This window comes from Pseudomonas sp. 06C 126 (assembly GCF_001855215.1).
GTDB classification, from domain to species: Bacteria; Pseudomonadota; Gammaproteobacteria; order Pseudomonadales; family Pseudomonadaceae; genus Aquipseudomonas; species Aquipseudomonas proteolytica.
Genome location: NZ_MIFU01000003.1, coordinates 1 through 20343 on the forward strand (window position 1 = coordinate 1; position 20343 = coordinate 20343).

The window sequence follows — 20343 nt, forward strand, 5'->3', positions numbered from 1 at the left end:
GCCGCGCTGGGCCATGGATGGCCCATCGCGGCGGCCCCCCAAATCAATGTCGGATGACGGGCACACCGAGCCTAGGCGAGGTGCCGAGTGGTGGGGCAAGAGCGCTTTGGTTACTTTCGCGCTTCTCGAAAGTGACCCGCCGTAAGGGCGGAACCCTAAGCCGCCATAACCGCAGCAACGGATATGTACACACCCCCAAGAACCATCAAAGAGCTAAGCCAGCTCCCGCATGCAGTGTTGCCCGTTGCGGGGTTTGCCTGCACCACAAAACAAATGTGGGAGCTGTCGAGCCCCGGCGAGGCTGCGAAAGCGGTAGGTCAGTCAGCATCAATGCTGGCAATTACCGCGTCATCGCAGCCTCACCGGGGCTCGAAAGCTCCCACCAGAACAGTGAAGCAGGAACCATGTCGGCCCCTGCACCCTGATCAGATCGCCAATTCCCCCCCATCGGCCCGCTGAATCACCACCGTGGATGCACGTGGACGCACAGTCCCAACCGTGACGTCCGTGGCAACCGTGGTCGACGGCCAGTTTTCCGGGTGCTGAATGTTGACGAACACCGTCTTGTTATCCGGGGTAAAGGTCACCCCAGTCACTTCCGAACCATTAGGCCCGACGAAGAAGCGGCGCAGGTCGGCCTGGTTCTGGGCATTGACCGGCACTTGCTTGCCCTGGGCATCGACCATGTTGGTGGGGATTACCACCAGCATCTGGTCATTGGTGTAATCGGTCAGGGTTTTTTCGCCGTTGTCGGTCTGGATCCACATCACACCACGGCTGTCGAAGGTCATGCCGTCCGGGCTGGCGAACTGGTTCAGGGTGGTCAGGCCGGAGCGGTTGAGGTCCGGGCTGCCAGCCGCGTTGGCGCCAAACACAAAGATGTCCCAGGTGAACGACACCTGGTTATCGGCGTCATGCCAGCGAATGATGTGCCCGTGCTTGTTGTTCACCCGTGGGTTGGCGGGGTTGGACACCGTGCGGCTGGTGTTGTTGGTGAGCGTCAGGTAGACGTCGCCATTGAGCGGGTTGACCGAGGTCCACTCCGGGCGGTCCATCGGCGTGGCGCCCACGGCATCGGCTGCACCGCGGGTGTTGAGGATGATCCCCGGCAGGTCGGTGAATTTCGCGCCCAGGGTGCTGCCGTCGGTGGTGCTGGTGGCCACGTCCAGCAGCAGCCAGTTACCACTGCCATCGGCGTTGAAGCGCGCCACGTAGAGCTTGCCGCTGTCCATGTACTTGGCACCGGTGGCCAGGCGATCGCTGGGGTTGGCATCGGCCGGGTCCCAGAGGGCGGTGGAGACGAACTTGTACAGGTACTCGTTTTGCGAATCGTCGCCGCTGTAGAACACCACTGGCTTGCCAGCGGTGGTCAGGCCTGGCCAGCAACCTTCGTGGCGGAAACGACCCAGGGCAGTGCGCTTCACGGCGCGGGTCGAAGCGTTGTAGGGGTCGATCTCGACGATGTAGCCATAGGTGCTGGCTTCGTTGCGGTAGTCGTCGGTCGCGGTGGCGCCGCTTGGGGTCACGTTGAAGCGGCTGAACTCGCCGTTTACTTCGCTCGGGTCGCCAGCCACCGACTCCCAGCGATAGTTGCCATTGCCGGTGCCCACGCCGATGCGCACCTGGTCTGCCGGACGGGCGCCACTTTTGTTGACGAAAATCCCTGGCCAGTTTTCTTCGCAGGTCAGGTAGGTGCCCCACGGGGTGTAGCCGTTACCGCAGTTGTTGTTGGTGCCGCGGGTCTGGGTGCCGGTAGTGGAGAACTTGGTCTTTACGTGGTCGGTGCCTTTCATCGGGCCCGCCAGGTCCATGACCGTGGCGGTGGTGAAACGACGGTTCAACGGGTCGTTTTCCATCACCTGCCAACGGCCGTTGACCTTGGTGATGCGCATCACGCCAGCGCCGTGGGCGTTGATCTCTTTGCGCACTTCTTCGACCGGACGCACACCGCCAACCAGGGTCGGGCCAGCCGGGTGCAGGGCTTGCGCGTCGATGTATTCGTGGTTGATCGCCAGCAGGCCGTCGGTGGAGCTGCCGTTGATAGGGAAGAAGTGCATGCCATCGTGGTGCATGCCCACCGAGTTGGCCTGGTCGGTGGAGGTGTTGCTGCCGTCGCTTTTCCACGGGGCTGCGTTGCTGTTCAACGGCGTGCCCCACGGGGCCAGGACGTGGGCGGTGTAGCCGGCAGCCACGGTGCAGGCATCGGTGAGGGAGCCGGGGATCGAGTTGAAGCCCAGCTTCAACGCAGGCTTGGTGGGCGTGGTCGGGGTGTCGTGGTCGGAGCCACCGCCGCTGTCGAAGCAGCCCGTCAGGCCGGTGCCGGCAATCATGGCGATCGCGGCGCCGAGTCCGCCACGTACCACACTGCGGCGGCTCAGGTAGGCAGTGAGTACCGATTCCATCGGCTCATTGAGGCTCAGGTTGCGATTCTGGTTGTCGCCAGTCTCTCGACTCATTTCATCAGGTCCTTTGTAGATCACGATTTTTGAAAGGAGCCCGAACTCTAAGAGCCGAATGTGATGATTCGCGGTCGGTTTTGTTAAAAATGTATTTAAGTGTATTTGTTTTATTTCCTTTTGTTACAAGGATGCCTATTTCACTCCTGTTAAAAAACTGACATTAAACCGTCATTAATTGACCCCCACTATGCCGCCCTTAAAGAAGAGATAGCCCTAGGGTGAGAGAACAATGGCTTCAATGGTGCGGCGCGATGTATTGGGATGGATGACGCTGGGCGCCTGTGCGCCGTGGCTGGCCGGCTGCTCTAGCCTGGGGGCTGCGGCGGGGCCTGCGGACAGCCAGCCGGTCGACCTGTTGTACATCGCCGACACCCTCGATGCGCGCCTGCCGGGTCGCCCGGTGGTCCCCGCCACACGCCTGGGCCCGGCGACACGGATCGGCCAGGCGCCGTGGATCACCGGGGCCAATGCACGTTTTCGCCAAGCCGATGGCAGCCAGTTGGATGGCCTGCTGGATGCCTCCTTGAGTGACAGCGTACAAACCGGTGGCTATGCGGTACTCGGCGCGGTGCTGCAACGCCTGCGTGATGAAGCCGGGCATGAGAATAGCCTGACCCTGGAAAACGGCCAGTGCTGGAACGGCAGCGGCCTGGCTTACCTGACCCGTGGCTTGTCCGGGGTCCAGGGCAGCCAGTTGCTGGGCAGCGAAGTACGGGTCAGCAGCGATGAACGCGTGCTGTGGCCCGAACAATGCCAGGGCCTGTATCAGCAATTCGGTCATCCGGTGCTCGGCGCCGGCCTGGCCAGCGCCAGTGCGCAACGCCTGGCCACCCCGGGAATGCAGGTGTTCCGCCGGGGGGGCGTGCGTATCGCCGTCGTCGGCATCACCGACCCTTATGCGCGGGACCAGCAAGGTTCCTTGAAGCAATGGTTGCACAGCCTGCAACCGGTGCTCACCCAAGCCCGTGAAGAAGCCGACCTGGTGGTGGCCCTGGCCGATGTCGGCACCGGGCCGGGGTTCTGGCTGGCGGAGCGCCTGGGCCAGGTGGACTTGATGTTGTGCGCCCGTGGCCAGGACCTGTGGCCGCAGCCGGTGGAGATCCTGCAGAGTTCCGGCAAACGTGTACCGGTGGTGCTGGGTGGGACCCGGGCCAGCGGCGCGTTTCGCATCCGTTGCCAGGCGCAGGCGGGGCAATGGCGGTTTGATGCACGCTTTTTTCCGGCCCAGGCCAGTGCGTTGGATGCCAGCGCCCAGGCCCATGCCCAGCGCCTGCAACCGCGCCTGCAACAACAACGCGCCGCCCACGCGGCCTGGCTCGACCAACCCCTGGCCAAGGCCCCGGAAAACCTCTGGCGCCGCGATGTGCGCGCCGGCAGTTGGGATCGCCTGTTGCACCAGGCCCTGGCCCGCGAGCCCAAGAGCGCGGTGCTGCTACCGGGCCTGCGTTATGACAGCCCCTTGGCGCGCGGCCAGATGATCACCCGCGAACACTTGATCAGCCTCAGTGCCAGTTACCCGGCGCCGGTGGTTGATGTACCGGCGCAGCAGGTGCGCCAGGTCCTGGAAAACGGCGCCGAGCAACTGTTTGGCGAGCCGCTGCTGCTGGATAACAGCCAGGACCTGCCGCGCTGGCTCGGCCAGCCCTGGCAAGTCACTTATAGCCCCGGCGGCAAAAGGGTCAGTGAGTTTGCCGAACCCGTAGGCACCTGCCGCACCTTTGGCCTGGGCTTTGCCGCCGATGCCGGGCAACCGTTGTGGCAACACCTGGAAGGCTGGTTGCGCGAGCAACCGGCAGATTGGCAACTGGCGCCGTTGCAATTGCCCGAAGTGCGTTACGTGCAAGGGCACCCAGGATGGCATCCACGGAGCCTGCTCAGTTGAACCGCGCAGGCAGCCTGCTCAACGTGCTGCTGGTTACGTTGTTGGCCTGGCTCGCGGCGCAATGCGTGTTGCAACTGTGGCACGGGATCGCCCGGCCGATCGTGCCAACTGCGGCTCCCGCACCGGTCGCCGACCTGTTGAGCAGCCACTGGACACCACGCCAAGCGCCCAGCGACGACCTGCCGTTGACCACGCTCAAGGTCGATTACCTGGGCAGCCTCAAGGCCACGCCGTTGCGCGCCACGGTGCTGGTCCTGCGCTTTGCGCAACAAGAACGCACGCTGACCCTGGGTCAGCGCCTGGCCCCGGGCATCGTCTTGCAGGACATCGATGAACGCGGGCTGATTTTCGACAATCAAGGGCAGCGCGAGCGCTTGCCATGGCCGACTGAGCGCCCGGTGATCGGCCTCAAGCGCAAGGAATGAACCGACGATGCACATGATCAATAAATGCCTGGGCCTGAGCGCATTGTGCCTGGCCTTGAGCGTGACCCCGGTCGGCGCCGAAGAAGCACCGGCCTTGTATGAAGTGAACTTCATCGATACCGAACTCACCGACTTTATCGACAGCGTATCGCGCATCACCAACACCACCTTCATCATCGACCCGCGGGTCAAGGGCAAGGTCACGGTGCGCAGCCTGGACATGCTCGGTAGCGAGGCGATCTACGACATCTTCCTCGCCCAGTTGCGCGCCCAGGGGTTTGCCGCCGTCAACCTGCCCAATGGCAGCGTGAAGATCGTGCCGGACCAGGCCGCACGCCTGGAGCCGGTGCCGGTGGAGTCAGCGCGCCAGGTGGCGCAAGCCAACGACGGCATGGCCACCCGGGTATTCAGCGTGCGCAACGCCGCCAGTGAACAGATGCTCAATATCCTCAAACCGCTGATCGACCCTCGCGTCGGGGTGATCAGCCCATACCCGTCGGCCAACCTGTTGGTGATCACCGATTGGCGCAGCAACCTCGACCGTATCGACGCGCTGTTGCAGCAACTCGACCAGGTCAGCCAGGAGCCCCTGGAAGTGCTGCCCCTGGTCAACGCCAGCGCCAACGACACCGCGCAATTGATGACCCGCTTGCTGGCCCGCGAGCAGGGCGCCGATGGCGCGCAGGTGGTGGCCGACCCGCGCAGCAACGCCTTGCTGGTGCGCGGCAGTGCCGACAGCCGCCAACGGGTGCGCGCGCTGCTCAAACAACTGGACCAGCCGCAAAATGCCTTGCGCCCGTCGAATACCGTGGTGATGTACCTGCGCCATGCCAACGCCGCCGAAGTGGTCAAGGTGCTGCGCGGCTTGAGCCAGGACACCCCCGGCGCCGGTGGCGAGGGCGTGGCCGGGGAAGGCGCGCCCAAGCAGATGGCGGCCAGCGCCTCGGGGATTCGCATGGAGTCGGAGGAGGGCACCAATGCCGTGGTGATGGTCGGCCCGGACAGCGAAATCGCCGCCTACCGCACCATCGTCGAACAGCTGGATATCCGCCGTGCCCAGGTGGTGGTGGAGGCGATCATCGCCGAAGTCTCCGACACCCGCGCCCAGGAACTGGGGGTGCAATGGTTGTTTTTGGGTGACTCGTTTGGCGGCGGCGCGGTGAACTTTACCAATGGCGGGACGAGCATCGCCGGCCTGGCGGGGGCCGCTGCCAGTGGTGACACGGCTGGCCTGGGCAAGCTGTTGGCCAATGTGCCCGGCGCCACCGCAGGCTTTGGCAAGCTCAACGGCGGCGGGCTGAACTTCCTTGCACTGCTCAATGCACTGAAAAGCGAAAGCGGCTTCAACCTGCTTTCGACCCCGACCCTGCTGACCCTGGACAACGCCGAAGCGTCGATCCTGGTGGGCCAGGAAGTGCCCTTTGTGACGGGCTCGGTGACGCAAAACAACACCAACCCCTACCAGACCATCGAGCGCAAGGAAGTGGGGATCAAGTTGCGGATCAAGCCGCAGATCAATATCGACAACACCGTACGCCTGGACATCGTGCAAGAGGTCTCGTCGATTGCCGAAAGCACAGGCGCCAGCGATGTGATCACCAACAAGCGCGAGATCAAGACCAAGGTCATGGTCGAAGACAACGGCCTGGTGGTGCTCGGTGGGCTGATCGGCGACGAGGCCAAGAACAGTGACCAGCGTGTGCCGTGGCTCGGCGATATCCCGGGGGTAGGGCGGCTGTTCCGCTCCAACGCCAGCCAGCGCACCAAGCAGAACCTGATGGTATTTATCCGCCCGCGGATCATGCGCGACGGCGAGACCCTGGCCCAACTGAGCAGCGAGAAGTACCGCAACCTCAAGGTAAATTCGAACCTGGCATTGCCCGCAATCTCCGATAACAACGCCTTGCTGCGCCTGTTCCCGGCCAGCCGCGAACGCCTGGACGAGGGCGTGTGGTGAGTACGTTGTTGCCTTATCGACTGGCGCGCCAGGCGGGTTTGGCACGGGCGCCGAGCCCGCAGGGCTGGACCTTGTGCCTGCGCGAGGATGTCGACACCGACGCCTTGCAGGAAGTGTTGCGGGTGCATGGCCTGCCGACACTGGTCGAGCACCTTGACCCGGCCCAGTACGAACTGCGCCTGGGCGCTTTGTACCAGGCTGGCGAGTCAGCCACGGCGGCGTTGATCGAAGGCATCGGCGAGCAGGTTGACCTCGACAGCCTGATCAACGAACTGCCGCGTATCGAAGACTTGCTGGAGAGCGATAACGAGGCGCCGGTGATCCGCTTGATCAACGGCCTGTTCGCCGAAGGCCTGCGCCTGCGGGCCTCGGATATCCATATTGAAACCTTCGAGCAGAGCCTGGTGGTGCGCCTGCGGGTCGATGGCCATCTGCGCGAGATCCTGCGCCCGCCACGGGCCTTGTCGGCGATGCTGGTGTCGCGGATCAAGGTCATGGCGCGTCTGGACATCGCCGAAAAACGCCAGCCCCAGGACGGCCGCATTACCCTGCGCTCCGCTGGGCGCGAGGTGGATATCCGCGTCTCGACCTTGCCCGGTATCCACGGCGAGCGCGTGGTGATGCGGGTGCTGGATAAACAGGCCAATCTGCTGGACCTGAATAACCTGGGGATGCCCGCCGAGGTGGAGCAGGCCCTGCGCGCCTGCCTGTCACGGCCCAACGGGATTCTGCTGAGCACCGGGCCCACCGGCTCGGGCAAGACCACCACACTGTATGCCAGCCTCAATGCGCTGAACGATGGCTCGTGCAACATCCTCACCGTCGAAGACCCGGTGGAATACGCGATCACCGGCATCGGCCAGACCGCGATCAACCCCCGTGCCGGCATGACCTTCGCCAGTGGCCTGCGGGCGATCCTGCGCCAGGACCCGGACGTGATCATGCTCGGCGAAATCCGTGACCAGGAGACCGCGCAAATCGCCGTGCAAGCCAGCCTCACCGGGCACTTGGTGCTGTCGACGCTGCACACCAACAGCGCGGTGGGCGCGGTCACCCGCTTGCGTGACATGGGCATCGAACCGTTCCTGATCGCCTCCAGCCTCAAGGGCGTCATGGCCCAGCGCCTGGTGCGCCGTTTGTGCCATTGCGCAACGCCTGCGCCATTGCAGGCCGCCGAGCGCCAGCTGTGGCCGGAACTGGCAACCCTCGAACAAAGCTTTCACCCCCAGGGCTGCGACGACTGCCAGGGCAGTGGCTACAACGGCCGGATCGGGCTCTACGAATTCATCACCCTGGATGCCGGCTTGATCAGCCTGCTGTACGACGGCGCCAGCGAAGCGGCCATGCACGAATACCTGGCCGACAAGCGCCAGAGCCTGACCGCCATGGCCACCGACTGCCTGCGCCGTGGCGACACCAGCCTGGAGCAGGTCCTGCGTGCGGTGCGCGACTGATGCCAACCTACCGCTACCAGGCGCTGGACCTGCGCGGCAATCGCCGCAAAGCCAGTATCCAGGCAGAAAGCGAGCGCCATGCCCGGCAACTGCTGCGCGAGCAAGGCCTGTTCGCCCGTGAACTGCAAGTGCAGGGCGCTAGCCTGTCGAGCCCGCGTGGGCAACGTTTGAACCATGGGCAACTGTGCGAATTGACCCGCCAGTTGGCCACGCTGTTGAGTGCCGGCATCCCACTGGTGGATGCCCTGGGCACCCTGGAACGCCAACTGGCAGAACCGGCGATCCGCAACCTGCTGGTGGCGGTGCGCGGCGCCCTTGGCGAAGGCTTGAGCCTGGCCCAGAGCCTGCGCCGCCAGGGTGGGCAGTTCAACACGCTGTATTGCGCGCTGGTCGAGGCCGGTGAGCGCTCGGGCAAATTGGCGCCGGTCCTGGAGCGCCTGGCCGAGCACCTGGAGCAAGTGCAAAAACAGCGGCACAAGGCGCGCACGGCGTTGATCTACCCGGCGGTGCTGATCCTCGTATCGCTAGCGGTGGTGATCGGCCTGATGACCTTTGTGGTGCCCAAGCTCACCGAGCAGTTCAGCCACACCGGGCAAAGCCTGCCGTTGATTACCCGGGTGCTGATCGGCGCCAGCGAAGGCCTGGTGATGCTGGGCCCGTGGTTGCTGGGGCTGGGTTTGCTGCTGGCGCTGGGTGCGCGGGTTTTACTGCGCCGGCCACTGTGGCGCTTGCGCCGTGACGGCCTGGCCCTGCGCCTGCCACGTATTGGCGTGCTCTTGTCGGTGCTGGAAAGCGCGCGGGTGTCGCGCAGCCTGGCGATTTTGCTCGGCAGTGGGGTGCCGTTGCTTGAATCCCTGGAGGTCGCCACCGCCACGGTCGGCAACCGGCAGATTCACCAAGCCCTGGAAACCGTGCGTGAGCAGGTCGAGGGCGGCGTGACCCTGTACCGCGCCCTCAGTGCCAGCGGGCACTTCCCGCCGATGCTGCTGAACATGGTCGCCAGCGGCGAGGCCAGCGGCACCTTGCCCGACATGCTGGAGCGGGTCGCCGACAACCAGGAACGTGGTTTTGCGCGCCAGGTCGACCTGCTGCTGGCGTTATTCGAACCCCTGATGATTCTGCTGATGGGCGCGGTGGTGCTGTTCATCGTGCTGGCGGTATTGCTGCCGATCATGCAGCTCAATCAGGGCCTTAGCCTTTGAACAGACAACCTGAAACTGGAGAACTTGAAATGGAAAAGCACGCCATGCCAGGCAATCGTGCGGTCAAGCGTCGCGAACGCGGTTTCACCCTGATGGAAATCATGGTGGTGATTTTTATCATCGGCCTGCTGATCGCGGTGGTCGCCCCCAGCGTGCTCGGTAGCCAGGACAAGGCCATGCGCCAGAAGGCCTTGGCTGACCTGGCGACCCTGGAGCAGGCGCTGGATATGTACCGCCTCGACAACCTGCGGTTCCCTACCTCCGAGCAGGGTTTGCAGGCCCTGGTCAGCAAACCGTCCCTGGAGCCGTTGCCTCGCAGCTGGCGCGCCGACGGCTATATCCGCCGGCTGCCCGAGGACCCGTGGGGCAACGCCTATGGCTACCGCACGCCAGGCCAGCATGGCCGGGTGGATCTCTTTTCCCTGGGGGCTGACGGCCAGCAAGGCGGTGAAGGCACCGATGCCGATATCGGTAACTGGGACCTCTAGGCATGCGGCGCAGTCGCGGGTTTTCGCTCCTGGAAATGCTGGTGGTGTTGTTGATCGTCGGTTTGTTCAGCGCCCTGGGCGTGGCCTTCCTCGATGCCGGTCAGGCGCCGATGCGCCAGGCCTTGGCCCAACTGGCCAACGAGGCGCGCAGCCAGGCCGCCCAGGCCCGGCATGCCGGGCAGTTGCTGGGCTTGCGCTGGAATGGCCGCAGCCCCGAGTTCGTGCGCTGGCAGGCTGGGCGGGGGGCGCCTGGGTGGCGGGTCGAACCCTCGCGCGGCGCGCCCTGGCCGGCCGGCCTGCAACCTGACTGGCCCGTGAGCAGCGAGCCCCAAGTGATGTTCACCCCATCGGGGCTGGCCCGCCCGGTGTCATTGACCTGGCGCTGGGCCGAGGGCCGCCAGCGCTGGCAATGGCAGGCCGACAACACCTTGCATATCGCGACCCTGCCATGAAGCGCCAACGAGGTTTTACCTTGCTCGAAGTCATGGTCGCCCTGGGGATTGCCGCCCTGATGGCGGTGATGGTCAGCCAGTTGCTGCGCCAGCGCATCGCTACCCACCAGGCCGTCGCGCAGCATCGCCTGGGCAGTTTGTGCGCGCGGGAGCTGGAGACGCGGTTTGGCGTGGAGCAGTACTGGCCGCAGATCAATGTGGTGAGCGGTCAGTTGCGGCAGGGGCTTGGCACCTGTCATTGGCAATTGACCCTGGGCAATACCGGGGTCAACCGCTTGCGTCGTGGTGAGTTGACGCTCTTTGCTGATCCCGAGCAGCGCCAGCCCCTGGGCCAATTCAGCCTGTTTCTGGTGCGCCCATGAAGGCCACGCAGCGCGGCTTGACCCTGGTGGAGTTGTTGGTGGCGATGGCCCTCACGGCGGTGGTCGGGGTGTTGCTGGCGGCTCTGGTCAATGGCTGGGTCAAGGTGCGTGAGCGCCTGGAGGAGCCCGGCGGCGAGCCCCAGGTACTGGAATTGTGCATGGCCCTGGAGCGCCGCTTCGATGCCCTGGTGTTGCGCCAGTTGTACGAGCAGCGCTTGCCCCTGGAATTGGCCTGGCTGGAGTGGCAGCCGAGCCTGGGGCAACTGCAGTGGGTGGCCCTGGCCGCATGGCCGCCCGCCGACGGCGCATCGCGCGTACAACGCCAGCGCCTGTTGTTCGATGCGCGCCAGCAGCGCCTCGAGCTGTGGGTCTCGGCCGACCTGTACGCGGCCAGCAAGCCCCGCTGGACGCTCAAGGAATCATTGGCGCCGGTCGCGCGCGCCACGTTCAGTTTTTATCAGGGCACGCGTTGGCTGGCCTTTCCTTCTACTGTTGCCGCCCAGCCCAATCGCGGCGTGCGGATCGAGTTCGAGCATCATGGAGCCCCTTATGTCTGTACCTTCGCCTTGCCCGATACCCAGCCGTGAGTGGGAGCACCGGTATGTTTGAGCGTCTGCGGGCCAAACCCCGGGAATGGTTGCTGATGCGTCCGCCAAGCCTCGCCGAAGGTCGTTGGCAGTGGCTGCACTACAGCGCGCAACGGGCTTGCTCAAGCGGCGCCTGGCCGCCACCGGCCGCACTGCTGCAACTGCCGGGCGCCTTGATTATCCCGGCGCTTGACTGCAGCCATTTCTGCCTGCCGGCACCGCCGGGTCTCAAGCGCCATGAGTGGCCGCAATTGTTTGAAGAGTACGCGCAGCAGCCCGCCGAAGCGTTACTGGTCAGTTGCCTGTCCCGTGAAGCTGGGCAGTTGGAGCTATTGGTGATGCAGCGCGAGCAGGTGCAGCAATGGCTGGCCGAGTGTGCCGCACTTGGCGTGCAAATTACCCACGGCTGGGCGGAGTTGCAGTTGCTGCCAGACGCCGAGCCGGGGCACGCGGTGCGTTGGCAGCGCGAACAACTGCTGTGCCTGAAGGCCCACTCCCGGCAATGGTTGGTGTGGCCGCAGGCGTTGGGTGAGCGCTTGCCCCAGGCCTGGCGCGACCTGCCTGCGCAGACGCTTGCGGGCGACTGGCCGTCGCGGCTGTCGCGCCTGGAACAATTGCCCAGTGTGCTGGAAGGCTCGCGGCCGACGCGTGTGCGCGCGCAGCGAGCGCCGATGATGAGCCGCTTGCAGCGCCACTTGCTGCTGGGATGCATGGTGTTGGCGGCCTGTTGGGGGGCGGTGTATCTGCTGCAGAGCGTGCGTCAGGTCGACGTGTGGAAAACCCAGGTCCGGGCGGTGGCCGGGCCCGCCAGCAACCCGCAACAGGCCCGTGCGGCGTTGGCGCGGGTGCAAGGCGCGGCGAACGAGTGGCAGGTGCGCCAGCAACAGATCGTGGCCCTGGAGCAGGGACTCTCGGCCTGGTTGCAACAGCAACCTGGCTGGTCGGTGACAAGTATGGCGTTTGACGGCAAGCATTGGCGCCTCGCCCTGCGCGGCAATGGCCCCCGGCCGGAGCCGACCCAATGGCAGGCCATTGCCCAACTCGCGAGTGCCCAATGGATGGATGAGGCACAGGGCGCTGGCGGGCAACTGCACCTGAGTTTTGATCTGGGAGAACAACCATGAACGCCCGGATGCAAGCGTACCTGACCCACTTCAACCAACTGCCGCCCAAGCGCCGCTATAGCCTGCTGGCCGGCTGGTCAACCGTTGTGCTGTTGCTGCTGGTGTTGCTGACGCGGCCGCTGTTGGCAGCCTGGCAGGACGCGCGCCAGTGGCAGGCACTGGCGCAGCAAGCCAGTGCGCTGCTACCGCCCGCAGCGTTTTCCAACGAGCAATGGCAGGCGCTGGCGGTGTCGCGCCAATGGGTGTTGACCCGTGTCGAACAGCAGGGCGAACGCTGGCAATTGCAAGGCGAGCTGCCCGGGCCCCAGGCCCTGCAACAACTGCTGCGCACCGTGCAGGAGCAGGGGGCACGGCCGCTGCAGTGGAGCCTTGAACAGGGGGGCGGCCAGAGGTATGCCTTTAGCCTGGAAGTGGCGGCGCGGCCATGAGTCGCGCGCTTATCACGTGGGCCGTTCTGGTGTTTGCCCTGACCTTGCTGCTGGAACTGCCAGCCAGCTTTGTCGCCCGCCAAATACCCTGGCCGGCGGGCTGGCAGCCCAGCGGTGTCGCGGGCAGCGTATGGCATGGCCGCGCGGCGCGGGTCGGCGCCCTGGGCCCGGTGGAGTGGCACCTACGGCCGTGGAAGGCGCAGGTGAACCTGGGCTTCCAACAGCGCATATGGGCGCTGTCGATCCAAGGCTGGCCATGGAAGTGGCAGGCGCAACTGGCACCGCGCGCGGTCAATGCCGTGCCGGCGCCGATGTTCGTGCTGGACGGTCGCTGGGAAGGTCGATTGCAGGTCAATGGCGCCGGGGCCAGTTGTCGTAACACTGAAGGCCAGTTGGTGGGGCACGACCTTGCGCTGTTGAGCCCGTGGCTGGTCAAGCTGGGCAACGCCCGGATCGAACTACAGTGCAGCGATGGCCTGCGGCTGCTGGCGGATGTGCAATTAGCGGCCGAGCACCATTTCAAGGTCCAGGCCGCCGCAAAGCGGTTGCAGGTGGATGGGCAGGTCGAGCCGGGAGCCGCCGTGACCCCGCTGCTGGTGCAGGCGCGCTGGCTGCAACCGGCCGCGCAAAGCTTCAATAAGGTGCTGGGTAAACCCTGATCGTTCGATGGATCGCGAAATAGTGTCTATCTTCTATGGGCAGGCAGTCGCGCAGCTGTGTGTGCGTGGTGTGGTTTTCGGTGCGGGTTGTCAGGGCGCCTTGGCGCCTGGAGCGCTATGGAAAAGCTCAACGTTGATCCGAAGTCGTCGCTGGAAGGCAAAGTTTCCAATCTCTCTACCGCACGGGCTTATCTGCTCGCCTGTTCGCTGCTGTTACTGGCCATGTTTCTGTTGGTCGGGGTGCTGCTGGTTTCGATTGCCGATCACCTGAATCACGATGCTGGCGAGCACAGCCGGATCGATATCGAAAACGCCTTGCTGTCTGTCGAGCGGGTTGCCGGCGCTACGGTCAAGGACTATGCATTTTGGGGGGACGCCTACACCCACCTGCATCAGCAGGTGGATGTGGATTGGGCGTTTGTCCGCCAGAACCTTGGCTCGACGCTATTTGCCGACTTGGGCTTCCAGGGGGTCTTTGTTGTCGATCCTGCTGGCCGGACGGTGTATTCGGTGATTGATGGCCAGTTGCAGACCGTGGCAGTGCAGGACTGGTTGCACATCCCGATCGAGCCACTGCTGGCCCAGGCCAGGGAGGCCGCCGTCAACAGCCAATCGGTGAGCCGGCTGATACAGGCAGACGGGACGCCCGCCGTGATGGCCGCTGCGGCGCTGACGCCGGGCACCGACCCCGACGTGAAAGCCGACAGTGGGCCCGCCTCTGTGTTGATCTTCATTGCCAAGCTCACGCCGCAACGTCTGGCCGCGTTGGGCGAGGACTTTGGCGTGCAAGGCCTGCGGGTCGTCCCGCCTGGCGGGGCGCCGGCCGGCGTCCCGAGCCTGAGCCTCAGGGACAATGCCGGCATGGTGCAATGGGACTCGGATGACCCGGGGCACCAGTTGCTGGTGCTGGTCGTGCCCCTGGTCACGGTCGCCGGGCTGATCTTCGCCCTGATGGCCTGGGTGATCCAGCGCCGCAGCACCGCCGCCGCGCGGATCATGGACAGCAACTACGCCACCTTGCAAGCCAGTCGTGCCGCGCTGTTGGTCAGCGAGGCGCGTTTTCGCGATGTGGCCGAGGCGGCATCCGATTGGATCTGGGAGTTGGACACCCATTTGCGCTTCACCTACCTGTCGGAGCGTTTCGATATGATCACCGGCCTCAAGGGCGCCAACTGCCTGGGGCTGGCAGCGGATGACCTATTGGCCTCGGATCAGGGCCTGCTGTCCAGCTGGTTCAAGGACCACGCCCATCGCCCGAATGCCATCGTGCAATGCAACTACCTGTCGGGTGACGGCGAGCCACGGATCTGCCGGTTGTCGGTGCGCGAGATACCGGGGCAGGGTTATCGGGGCACTGCCAGTGACATCACCGAAGAGGTACAGGCCCGGCGACGCATTGAATACCTGTCGCAACACGATGCCTTGACGGGGCTGGCCAACCGCTCGCGCATGCAGGAATTCCTCGAGGGCAAGCTCAAGGCGGTGCCGACCCTGGAACGGCCATTGGTGATGCTCAGTATCGATCTCGATCGCTTCAAACCGGTCAATGACCTGCTGGGGCACGCGGCCGGCGATGACGTACTCAACCAGGTGTCGCGGCGCTTGCAGGGCTGCCTGCGCGGTGACGACCTGGTTGCGCGCATTGGCGGCGACGAGTTTATGTTGGTGGTGGCGGGCATGAGTTCGCCGTTGGAAGTAGAAGGCCTGTGTCGGCGCCTGATCGACTGTATCGAGCAGCCGTTTTATATCACTGAACATGAAGTATTCATCAGCGCCAGCATTGGTATTGCCATGGCGCCGGTGGATGCGACCCTGGCCGAAGACCTGCTGCGCTATGCCGATATTGCGCTCTACGAAGCCAAGGAAAGCGGGCGCAATACCTGGCGTTTTTATGCGGGCGATATGAACGCGCGGATCATTGAGCGGCGCCAGCTTGAAGCGGATTTGCGCCATGCCATCAAGAACGGTGAGCTGCGCCTGGATTTCCAGCCGCGCTACCGCATCGAAGGCAAGCGCCTGGCCGGCGCCGAGGCCTTGGTGCGTTGGGAACATCCGCGGCGCGGGCTGCTGGGCCCTGACGTGTTTATCCCCATTGCCGAAGAAACCGGGTTGATCCTGCCGTTGAGCAATTGGGTACTGCACGCGGCCTGTCAGGCGGCCGCTGGCTGGCCTGAGGATGTGATGATTTCGGTCAACCTGTCCTCTACCGAGTTCCAGCGCGGACACCTGGTGGCGCGGGTCAAAGCAGTGCTGGTCGAGACGGGTTTGAACCCGGCGCGACTGGAGCTGGAGTTGACCGAAAGTGTGATGCTCAACGACGAGAAAATCGCCTTGGACACCATGCAAGGCCTCAAGGCCCTGGGCGTGCGCTTGCTGATGGATGACTTTGGCACCGGCTATTCATCGTTGAGTTATCTGCGCTCATTCCCCTTCGACGGGCTGAAGATCGACCGCAGTTTTGTCGGTGGGCTGACCGCCAGCGGCGGCGATCAGTCGATCATCCAGGCGATTGTCGGCCTGGGCCGCGCGCTCTCGCTGACGGTGACCGCCGAAGGCGTGGAAACCCTCGACCAGCTCAAGGCACTGAAGGATGTGCAGTGCGATGAGGCGCAGGGCTTCTACCTCAGCGTGCCGGTGAATGCCCAGGCGATCAGTGCGTTGATCACGGGCCGGAATGATTAGCAGCGCCTTACCACGCTTGCGCTGACCCTATATAGATAATATGTTAACAATATAACTATAAATGGTCTGTGGGAGGGGGTATGCCTGCCTTGTTGAACCCTTGCGTTGAGTTCGCCAACTGGAATCGTGACTTGCGTGCGGTATGCGGCAATTTCAGCACCGCGCGCTCAGATCGACACAGCCTGTTTATCGGCAGCGTCCATGGCCAGGATGTGTGTGGCCTTGAGTTGGCCCATATCCGCACCAATGCCGGGCTGATCAGCCGCGATCACACCCACGGCGATGGCGACGATGACCGCCACTGCTTTCTGATCCTGCAGGGCAGCGGGCACCAGCGCATCCGTCAGCAGCACCGGGTGATCGAACTGGGGCCGGACGATATCGCCCTGGTGGACTCGGCCCAGGCCTTCGAGATCGAGCCCCAGGGGCTGGTGCAGAATACCTCGGTGCACCTGTCACGCGCCGAGGTTACCCGCCAGTTCGGCCAGCAGCGCTTGTTTGGCAAGCTGGCGCGCAATAGCGTCGCCACCCATATGATTCGTGCACTGGTGCGCTCCCTGGAGGATGCGCAACTGAGTGACGGCTATGGCGGCGAGAACGATGGCCCGGCCGTGGAGCAAGCCATGATCGGCCTGGCGGCTGCCGGCCTGGACGCGCGTGCCGAGGGCCAGCCGGGTTTTGCCTGCGTGGGGCAGGACGATATCTACGGCCTGGCCACGCGCCTGGTGGAAGCTTCCCTGCAAGAAACCGACCTTGGCCCCGAGTACCTGGCGCGGCACCTGAATGTCTCGGTGCGCCAGCTATACCGGCTGTTCGAGCAACGTCATGAAAGCATCGCGCGTTATATCCAGCAGCGCCGTCTGGAACGGGTGGCACAGGACCTGCGCGCTCGGGATTTGCGGCATGAGTCGATCACCCAGATCGCCTTCAAATGGGGCTTTGTCGACGCGGCGCATTTCAGTCGGGCCTTCAAGCGGCACTTCCAACATGCGCCCCGGGACTTTCGCCAGCAGCCGGTTTAGGCAGCGCTTTGGCAGGGAATGCCAAGGGCTTTGGCAGCCTCAGTCAAGTGGTCGCGCGTGGCAGGCCCTCTAATAGCGTGGCCAGAACCGATTAATGTTGGAGAACAATAACAATGAATACACGGAGCCTGCTGTTGGGCACGCCTCTGCTGATGGCCGCGTGCGCTTCGCTCGCCTTGGCCGGGCCGGCCCAGGTCGATGGGGCGCGAATCATCGCCGCCGACCAGGAGCCCGGTAACTGGATGAGCCACGGCCGCACCTACGATGAGCAACGCTACAGCCCCCTGGACCGCGTGAATGCCGGCAACGTCGGCCAGTTGGGCATGGCCTGGACCACCAAGCTGGATATCGACAGCGGCACCGAAGCCACGCCGCTGGTGGTCGACGGGGTGATGTACACCACGGGCGCCTTCAGCATCGTCTATGCGATCAATGCGGCCACCGGCGAGTTGCTGTGGAAATACGACCCGAAAGTGCCCGCCGAAAACCTCAGCCAGGGCTGCTGCGGCCCGGTCAATCGCGGCGTGGCGGTGTGGCAGGGCAAAGTCTACGTGGGCAGTTTTGATGGGCGCCTGATTGCGCTGGATGCGGGCACTGGCCAGCCGGTGTGGAGCGTGGACACGATCATTGACCGCAGCAAAAGCTACTCCATCACCGGTGCGCCACGCATCGTCAAGGGCAAGGTGTTGATCGGCAACGGCGGCGCCGAATTCGGAGTGCGCGGTTACGTCACCGCCTACGATGCCGACACCGGCAAGCAAGTGTGGCGCTTCTACACCGTGCCGGGCGACCCCAAGCTGCCAGCGGAAAACGCCGCGATGGCCAAGGCCATGAAAACCTGGGATGGCGACGGCTGGGTCAAGTGGGGCGGCGGTGGCACCGTGTGGGACTCGATGGCCTACGACCCGCAACTGGACCTGCTCTACGTGGGCACCGGCAACGGCTCGCCGTGGAATTACCGGTTCCGCAGCAATGGCAAGGGCGACAACCTGTATGTGTCGTCGATCCTCGCGCTGCGCCCGGACACCGGCGAATACGTCTGGCACTACCAGGTCACGCCACAGGACCAGTGGGACTTCACCGCGACCCAGCACATGATCCTCGCCGATATCAAGATTGATGGCAGCGTGCGCAAGGTGATCATGCAGGCGCCGAAAAACGGCTTCTTCTACGTCCTTGATCGCACCAACGGCAAACTGCTGTCAGCGAACAACTTCGTGCCAGTGAACTGGGCCAGTGGCATCGACCTGCAGACCGGGCGGCCGATCCTCACCGGCGCGGCGGACTATTCCAAGGAGCCGAAGGTGGTGCAGCCGAGTTTCCTCGGTGGGCACAATTGGCACCCCATGTCCTACAGCCCGAAGACCGGCTACGTGTACATACCGGCGCAGTACACCCTGGCCGAATTGAAGGCGGCCAAGGCCCCGCAGTTCCTGCCGAACAAGTCGGTGGTCAACTTTGGCCTGGATGTGCCGGACCTGCCGGAAGACCCGAAAGTGCTCAACCAGATCCGTGATGCCTGGAGCGGTGAGTTGATCGCCTGGGACCCGGTGACGCAGAAAGCCGCGTGGAAACAACCCTACGTCAGTGCCGGCAACGGCGGCACCCTCGCCACCGCCGGCAATCTGGTGTTCCAGGGCACCGCCGACGGGCGGGTGGTGGCCTACCGTGCCGACACCGGCAAGCCACTGTGGGAGCACCGGGCCAATTCCGGCGTGATGGCGGGGCCGGTCACTTATACGGTCAACGGCGAGCAGTACGTGGCGTTTTCGGTGGGGTGGGGCGGGATCCTGCCGCTGTTGACCGGACCGCTGACCAACAAGGGCAAGGTACGGGCCGAGTCGCGGGTGATTGCCTTCAAGCTCGGCGCCACCGGCGAGCTGCCACCGCCCAAGGCTGCGCCTGTGCTGCCGACCACTCGCCAAGTACTCACGGCGACACCCGGGCAACTGGCCCAGGCGCGTGACATGTTCAACGGCCTGTGCGCCGGTTGCCATGGCTTGAACGCGATCAGCGGTGGGGTGGTGCCAGACCTGCGCTATCTGGACGACAACAAGCACGCGGCATTTCCAGCCTATGTCAGCGGTGCGTTGATCAATAAAGGCATGCCCAACTTCTCTGACATTCTGCAGCGCGAAGACATGGAGCTGCTGCGCCAATACCTGGTCAAGCGGACCCAGGACTTGCAGGCCGATCTCAAGACGCACCACTGACCCCTCGTTGAAACCTGCGCCTGGCGACTTCCCATGGAGTCGTCATGGCGAAGCTTTGCCTCCAATAACAATAAGATGGACTCGCCATGAAAACACTGAGCACGTTGACCCTCGGCACACTTTTCGCCAGCCTGGCGCCTTTGGCCCATGCCGACGTCAAACCCGACCCCGGCGACTACACGGCCTTGCCCCAGGGCACCGATGTGGTGGTGCTGTACCAGCAGAACCCGCGGGGCGACAAGGTCTACTCCGGCGGCAAGAAAGTCGCCGACAACCTTGACCTGGACATGACCGTTGGCGTGTTGCGCCTGATCCACTTCACCGAGTTCTTCAACACCGGGCTGACCTGGGATCCGCAGATCGTCATTCCTTTCGGCTACCAGAAGATCGGTGCCAGCGACAGCAAGAACTCGGGGTTGGGCGACATCACGTTTGGCGGCACGGTGTGGACCATTGCGGATCTGGCCAACAACGAGCATCTGGGGTGGTCGGCGTTTGTCACCGCGCCCACGGGCAGCGACAAGAACCAGGGGTTTGCCCTGAGCAGCAACCGCTGGGCCGTGGATTTCCAGGTGGGTTATATCAAGGGGCTGACCGACAAAATCACCTGGGATGTGATTGCCGAGACGGAGTTCTACGGCGAACAGCGCGCCACCGATGCCAAGAAAGATCCGCTGCTGCAACTGCACAACCACCTGCGCTACAACTTCACCCCAGAGACTTACGCGGCGGTCTCCTATCGCCACAATTGGGGCGCCCGCGAGACGCTGGACCATGAAACCCTGGCCACCAGCCGCAGTAATGGCACGGTGGGTTTTACCGTGGCCACGATGCTGGGCAAACAGGTGCAGTTATTGGGGCAACTGATGCATGACACATCAGTGCGTGAAGGGGTGAAGATCGATAATTCGCTGCAGTTTCGCCTGGCGTATTTCTACTGACCCGAA

General features: G+C 64.1%; 17 protein-coding genes. 16 read left to right on the forward strand and 1 reads right to left on the reverse strand.

Features of this window, described 5'->3' with window-relative positions; all coding sequences use genetic code 11:
* Positions 1-425: 425 nt before the first annotated feature.
* Complete coding sequence (locus tag BHC62_RS03100) at positions 426-2456, reverse strand: PhoX family phosphatase (protein WP_070994184.1); 2031 nt, start codon at positions 2454-2456, stop codon at positions 426-428.
* Between the two features lie 232 nt (positions 2457-2688).
* Between BHC62_RS03100 and BHC62_RS03105 the strand changes: the two genes are divergently transcribed.
* From BHC62_RS03105 to BHC62_RS03180, 16 genes are all read left to right on the forward strand, one after another.
* Positions 2689-4341, forward strand: a complete 1653-nt coding sequence (locus tag BHC62_RS03105; RefSeq protein WP_070994185.1) for a lipoprotein UxpA — start codon at positions 2689-2691, stop codon at positions 4339-4341.
* Positions 4314-4766 (forward strand): hypothetical protein, encoded by a 453-nt coding sequence (locus BHC62_RS03110; RefSeq protein WP_070994186.1) that lies wholly within the window; start codon positions 4314-4316, stop codon positions 4764-4766. The genes BHC62_RS03105 and BHC62_RS03110 overlap by 28 nt, the downstream gene beginning before the upstream one ends.
* 7 nt (positions 4767-4773) lie before the next feature.
* On the forward strand, positions 4774-6723 hold the full coding sequence (gspD, locus tag BHC62_RS03115) for a type II secretion system secretin GspD (RefSeq protein ID WP_104912521.1): 1950 nt from the start codon (positions 4774-4776) through the stop codon (positions 6721-6723).
* 5 nt (positions 6724-6728) lie between these two features.
* Positions 6729-8177: a GspE/PulE family protein gene (locus BHC62_RS03120; RefSeq protein ID WP_083335409.1), complete on the forward strand. Its 1449-nt coding sequence runs from the start codon at positions 6729-6731 to the stop codon at positions 8175-8177.
* The gene (gspF, locus tag BHC62_RS03125; protein ID WP_070994187.1) at positions 8177-9379 is read left to right on the forward strand and encodes a type II secretion system inner membrane protein GspF; all 1203 of its coding nucleotides are present in this window, start codon (positions 8177-8179) and stop codon (positions 9377-9379) included. Before BHC62_RS03120 ends, gspF begins: the two co-directional genes overlap by 1 nt.
* Positions 9380-9408: 29 nt before the next feature.
* Positions 9409-9867: a type II secretion system major pseudopilin GspG gene (gene gspG / locus BHC62_RS03130; RefSeq protein WP_371128903.1), complete on the forward strand. Its 459-nt coding sequence runs from the start codon at positions 9409-9411 to the stop codon at positions 9865-9867.
* 2 nt (positions 9868-9869) lie between these two features.
* Entirely contained in the window at positions 9870-10319 is a 450-nt protein-coding gene (gspH, locus tag BHC62_RS03135; protein ID WP_070994188.1) for a type II secretion system minor pseudopilin GspH, read from the forward strand.
* A complete protein-coding gene (locus BHC62_RS03140; RefSeq protein ID WP_029291117.1) occupies positions 10316-10681 on the forward strand; it encodes a type II secretion system protein in 366 nt (121 codons plus the stop codon). Before gspH ends, BHC62_RS03140 begins: the two co-directional genes overlap by 4 nt.
* Positions 10678-11268 (forward strand): type II secretion system protein J, encoded by a 591-nt coding sequence (locus BHC62_RS03145; RefSeq protein ID WP_070994189.1) that lies wholly within the window; start codon positions 10678-10680, stop codon positions 11266-11268. The genes BHC62_RS03140 and BHC62_RS03145 overlap by 4 nt, the downstream gene beginning before the upstream one ends.
* Positions 11269-11282: 14 nt before the next feature.
* Positions 11283-12392, forward strand: a complete 1110-nt coding sequence (locus tag BHC62_RS03150) for a hypothetical protein (RefSeq protein WP_070994190.1) — start codon at positions 11283-11285, stop codon at positions 12390-12392.
* Positions 12389-12820 (forward strand): type II secretion system protein GspM, encoded by a 432-nt coding sequence (gene gspM / locus BHC62_RS03155; RefSeq protein ID WP_083335407.1) that lies wholly within the window; start codon positions 12389-12391, stop codon positions 12818-12820. Before BHC62_RS03150 ends, gspM begins: the two co-directional genes overlap by 4 nt.
* Positions 12817-13479 (forward strand): type II secretion system protein N, encoded by a 663-nt coding sequence (gene gspN, locus BHC62_RS03160; RefSeq protein ID WP_070994192.1) that lies wholly within the window; start codon positions 12817-12819, stop codon positions 13477-13479. The genes gspM and gspN overlap by 4 nt, the downstream gene beginning before the upstream one ends.
* A 117-nt stretch (positions 13480-13596) precedes the next feature.
* On the forward strand, positions 13597-16161 hold the full coding sequence (locus BHC62_RS03165; protein WP_070994193.1) for an EAL domain-containing protein: 2565 nt from the start codon (positions 13597-13599) through the stop codon (positions 16159-16161).
* 80 nt (positions 16162-16241) lie between these two features.
* The gene (feaR, locus tag BHC62_RS03170; protein WP_070994194.1) at positions 16242-17183 is read left to right on the forward strand and encodes a transcriptional regulator FeaR; all 942 of its coding nucleotides are present in this window, start codon (positions 16242-16244) and stop codon (positions 17181-17183) included.
* Between the two features lie 113 nt (positions 17184-17296).
* The gene (locus BHC62_RS03175; protein ID WP_070994195.1) at positions 17297-19396 is read left to right on the forward strand and encodes a PQQ-dependent dehydrogenase, methanol/ethanol family; all 2100 of its coding nucleotides are present in this window, start codon (positions 17297-17299) and stop codon (positions 19394-19396) included.
* Between the two features lie 86 nt (positions 19397-19482).
* The gene (locus BHC62_RS03180; protein WP_070994196.1) at positions 19483-20337 is read left to right on the forward strand and encodes a transporter; all 855 of its coding nucleotides are present in this window, start codon (positions 19483-19485) and stop codon (positions 20335-20337) included.
* The last annotated feature ends 6 nt before the right edge of the window (positions 20338-20343 follow it).

Excerpts from the sequence above, each read along its gene's own strand:
- BHC62_RS03100 (WP_070994184.1), bottom strand. The coding sequence starts at position 2,456 with ATGAGTCGAGAGACTGGCGACAACCAGAATCGCAACCTGAGCCTCAAT.
- BHC62_RS03105 (WP_070994185.1), top strand. The coding sequence starts at position 2,689 with ATGGCTTCAATGGTGCGGCGCGATGTATTGGGATGGATGACGCTGGGC.
- BHC62_RS03110 (WP_070994186.1), top strand. The coding sequence starts at position 4,314 with ATGGCATCCACGGAGCCTGCTCAGTTGAACCGCGCAGGCAGCCTGCTC.
- gspD (WP_104912521.1), top strand. The coding sequence starts at position 4,774 with ATGCACATGATCAATAAATGCCTGGGCCTGAGCGCATTGTGCCTGGCC.
- gspF (WP_070994187.1), top strand. The coding sequence starts at position 8,177 with ATGCCAACCTACCGCTACCAGGCGCTGGACCTGCGCGGCAATCGCCGC.
- gspG (WP_371128903.1), top strand. The coding sequence starts at position 9,409 with ATGGAAAAGCACGCCATGCCAGGCAATCGTGCGGTCAAGCGTCGCGAA.
- gspH (WP_070994188.1), top strand. The coding sequence starts at position 9,870 with ATGCGGCGCAGTCGCGGGTTTTCGCTCCTGGAAATGCTGGTGGTGTTG.
- BHC62_RS03140 (WP_029291117.1), top strand. The coding sequence starts at position 10,316 with ATGAAGCGCCAACGAGGTTTTACCTTGCTCGAAGTCATGGTCGCCCTG.
- BHC62_RS03145 (WP_070994189.1), top strand. The coding sequence starts at position 10,678 with ATGAAGGCCACGCAGCGCGGCTTGACCCTGGTGGAGTTGTTGGTGGCG.
- BHC62_RS03150 (WP_070994190.1), top strand. The coding sequence starts at position 11,283 with ATGTTTGAGCGTCTGCGGGCCAAACCCCGGGAATGGTTGCTGATGCGT.
- gspM (WP_083335407.1), top strand. The coding sequence starts at position 12,389 with ATGAACGCCCGGATGCAAGCGTACCTGACCCACTTCAACCAACTGCCG.
- gspN (WP_070994192.1), top strand. The coding sequence starts at position 12,817 with ATGAGTCGCGCGCTTATCACGTGGGCCGTTCTGGTGTTTGCCCTGACC.
- BHC62_RS03165 (WP_070994193.1), top strand. The coding sequence starts at position 13,597 with ATGGAAAAGCTCAACGTTGATCCGAAGTCGTCGCTGGAAGGCAAAGTT.
- feaR (WP_070994194.1), top strand. The coding sequence starts at position 16,242 with ATGCCTGCCTTGTTGAACCCTTGCGTTGAGTTCGCCAACTGGAATCGT.
- BHC62_RS03175 (WP_070994195.1), top strand. The coding sequence starts at position 17,297 with ATGAATACACGGAGCCTGCTGTTGGGCACGCCTCTGCTGATGGCCGCG.
- BHC62_RS03180 (WP_070994196.1), top strand. The coding sequence starts at position 19,483 with ATGAAAACACTGAGCACGTTGACCCTCGGCACACTTTTCGCCAGCCTG.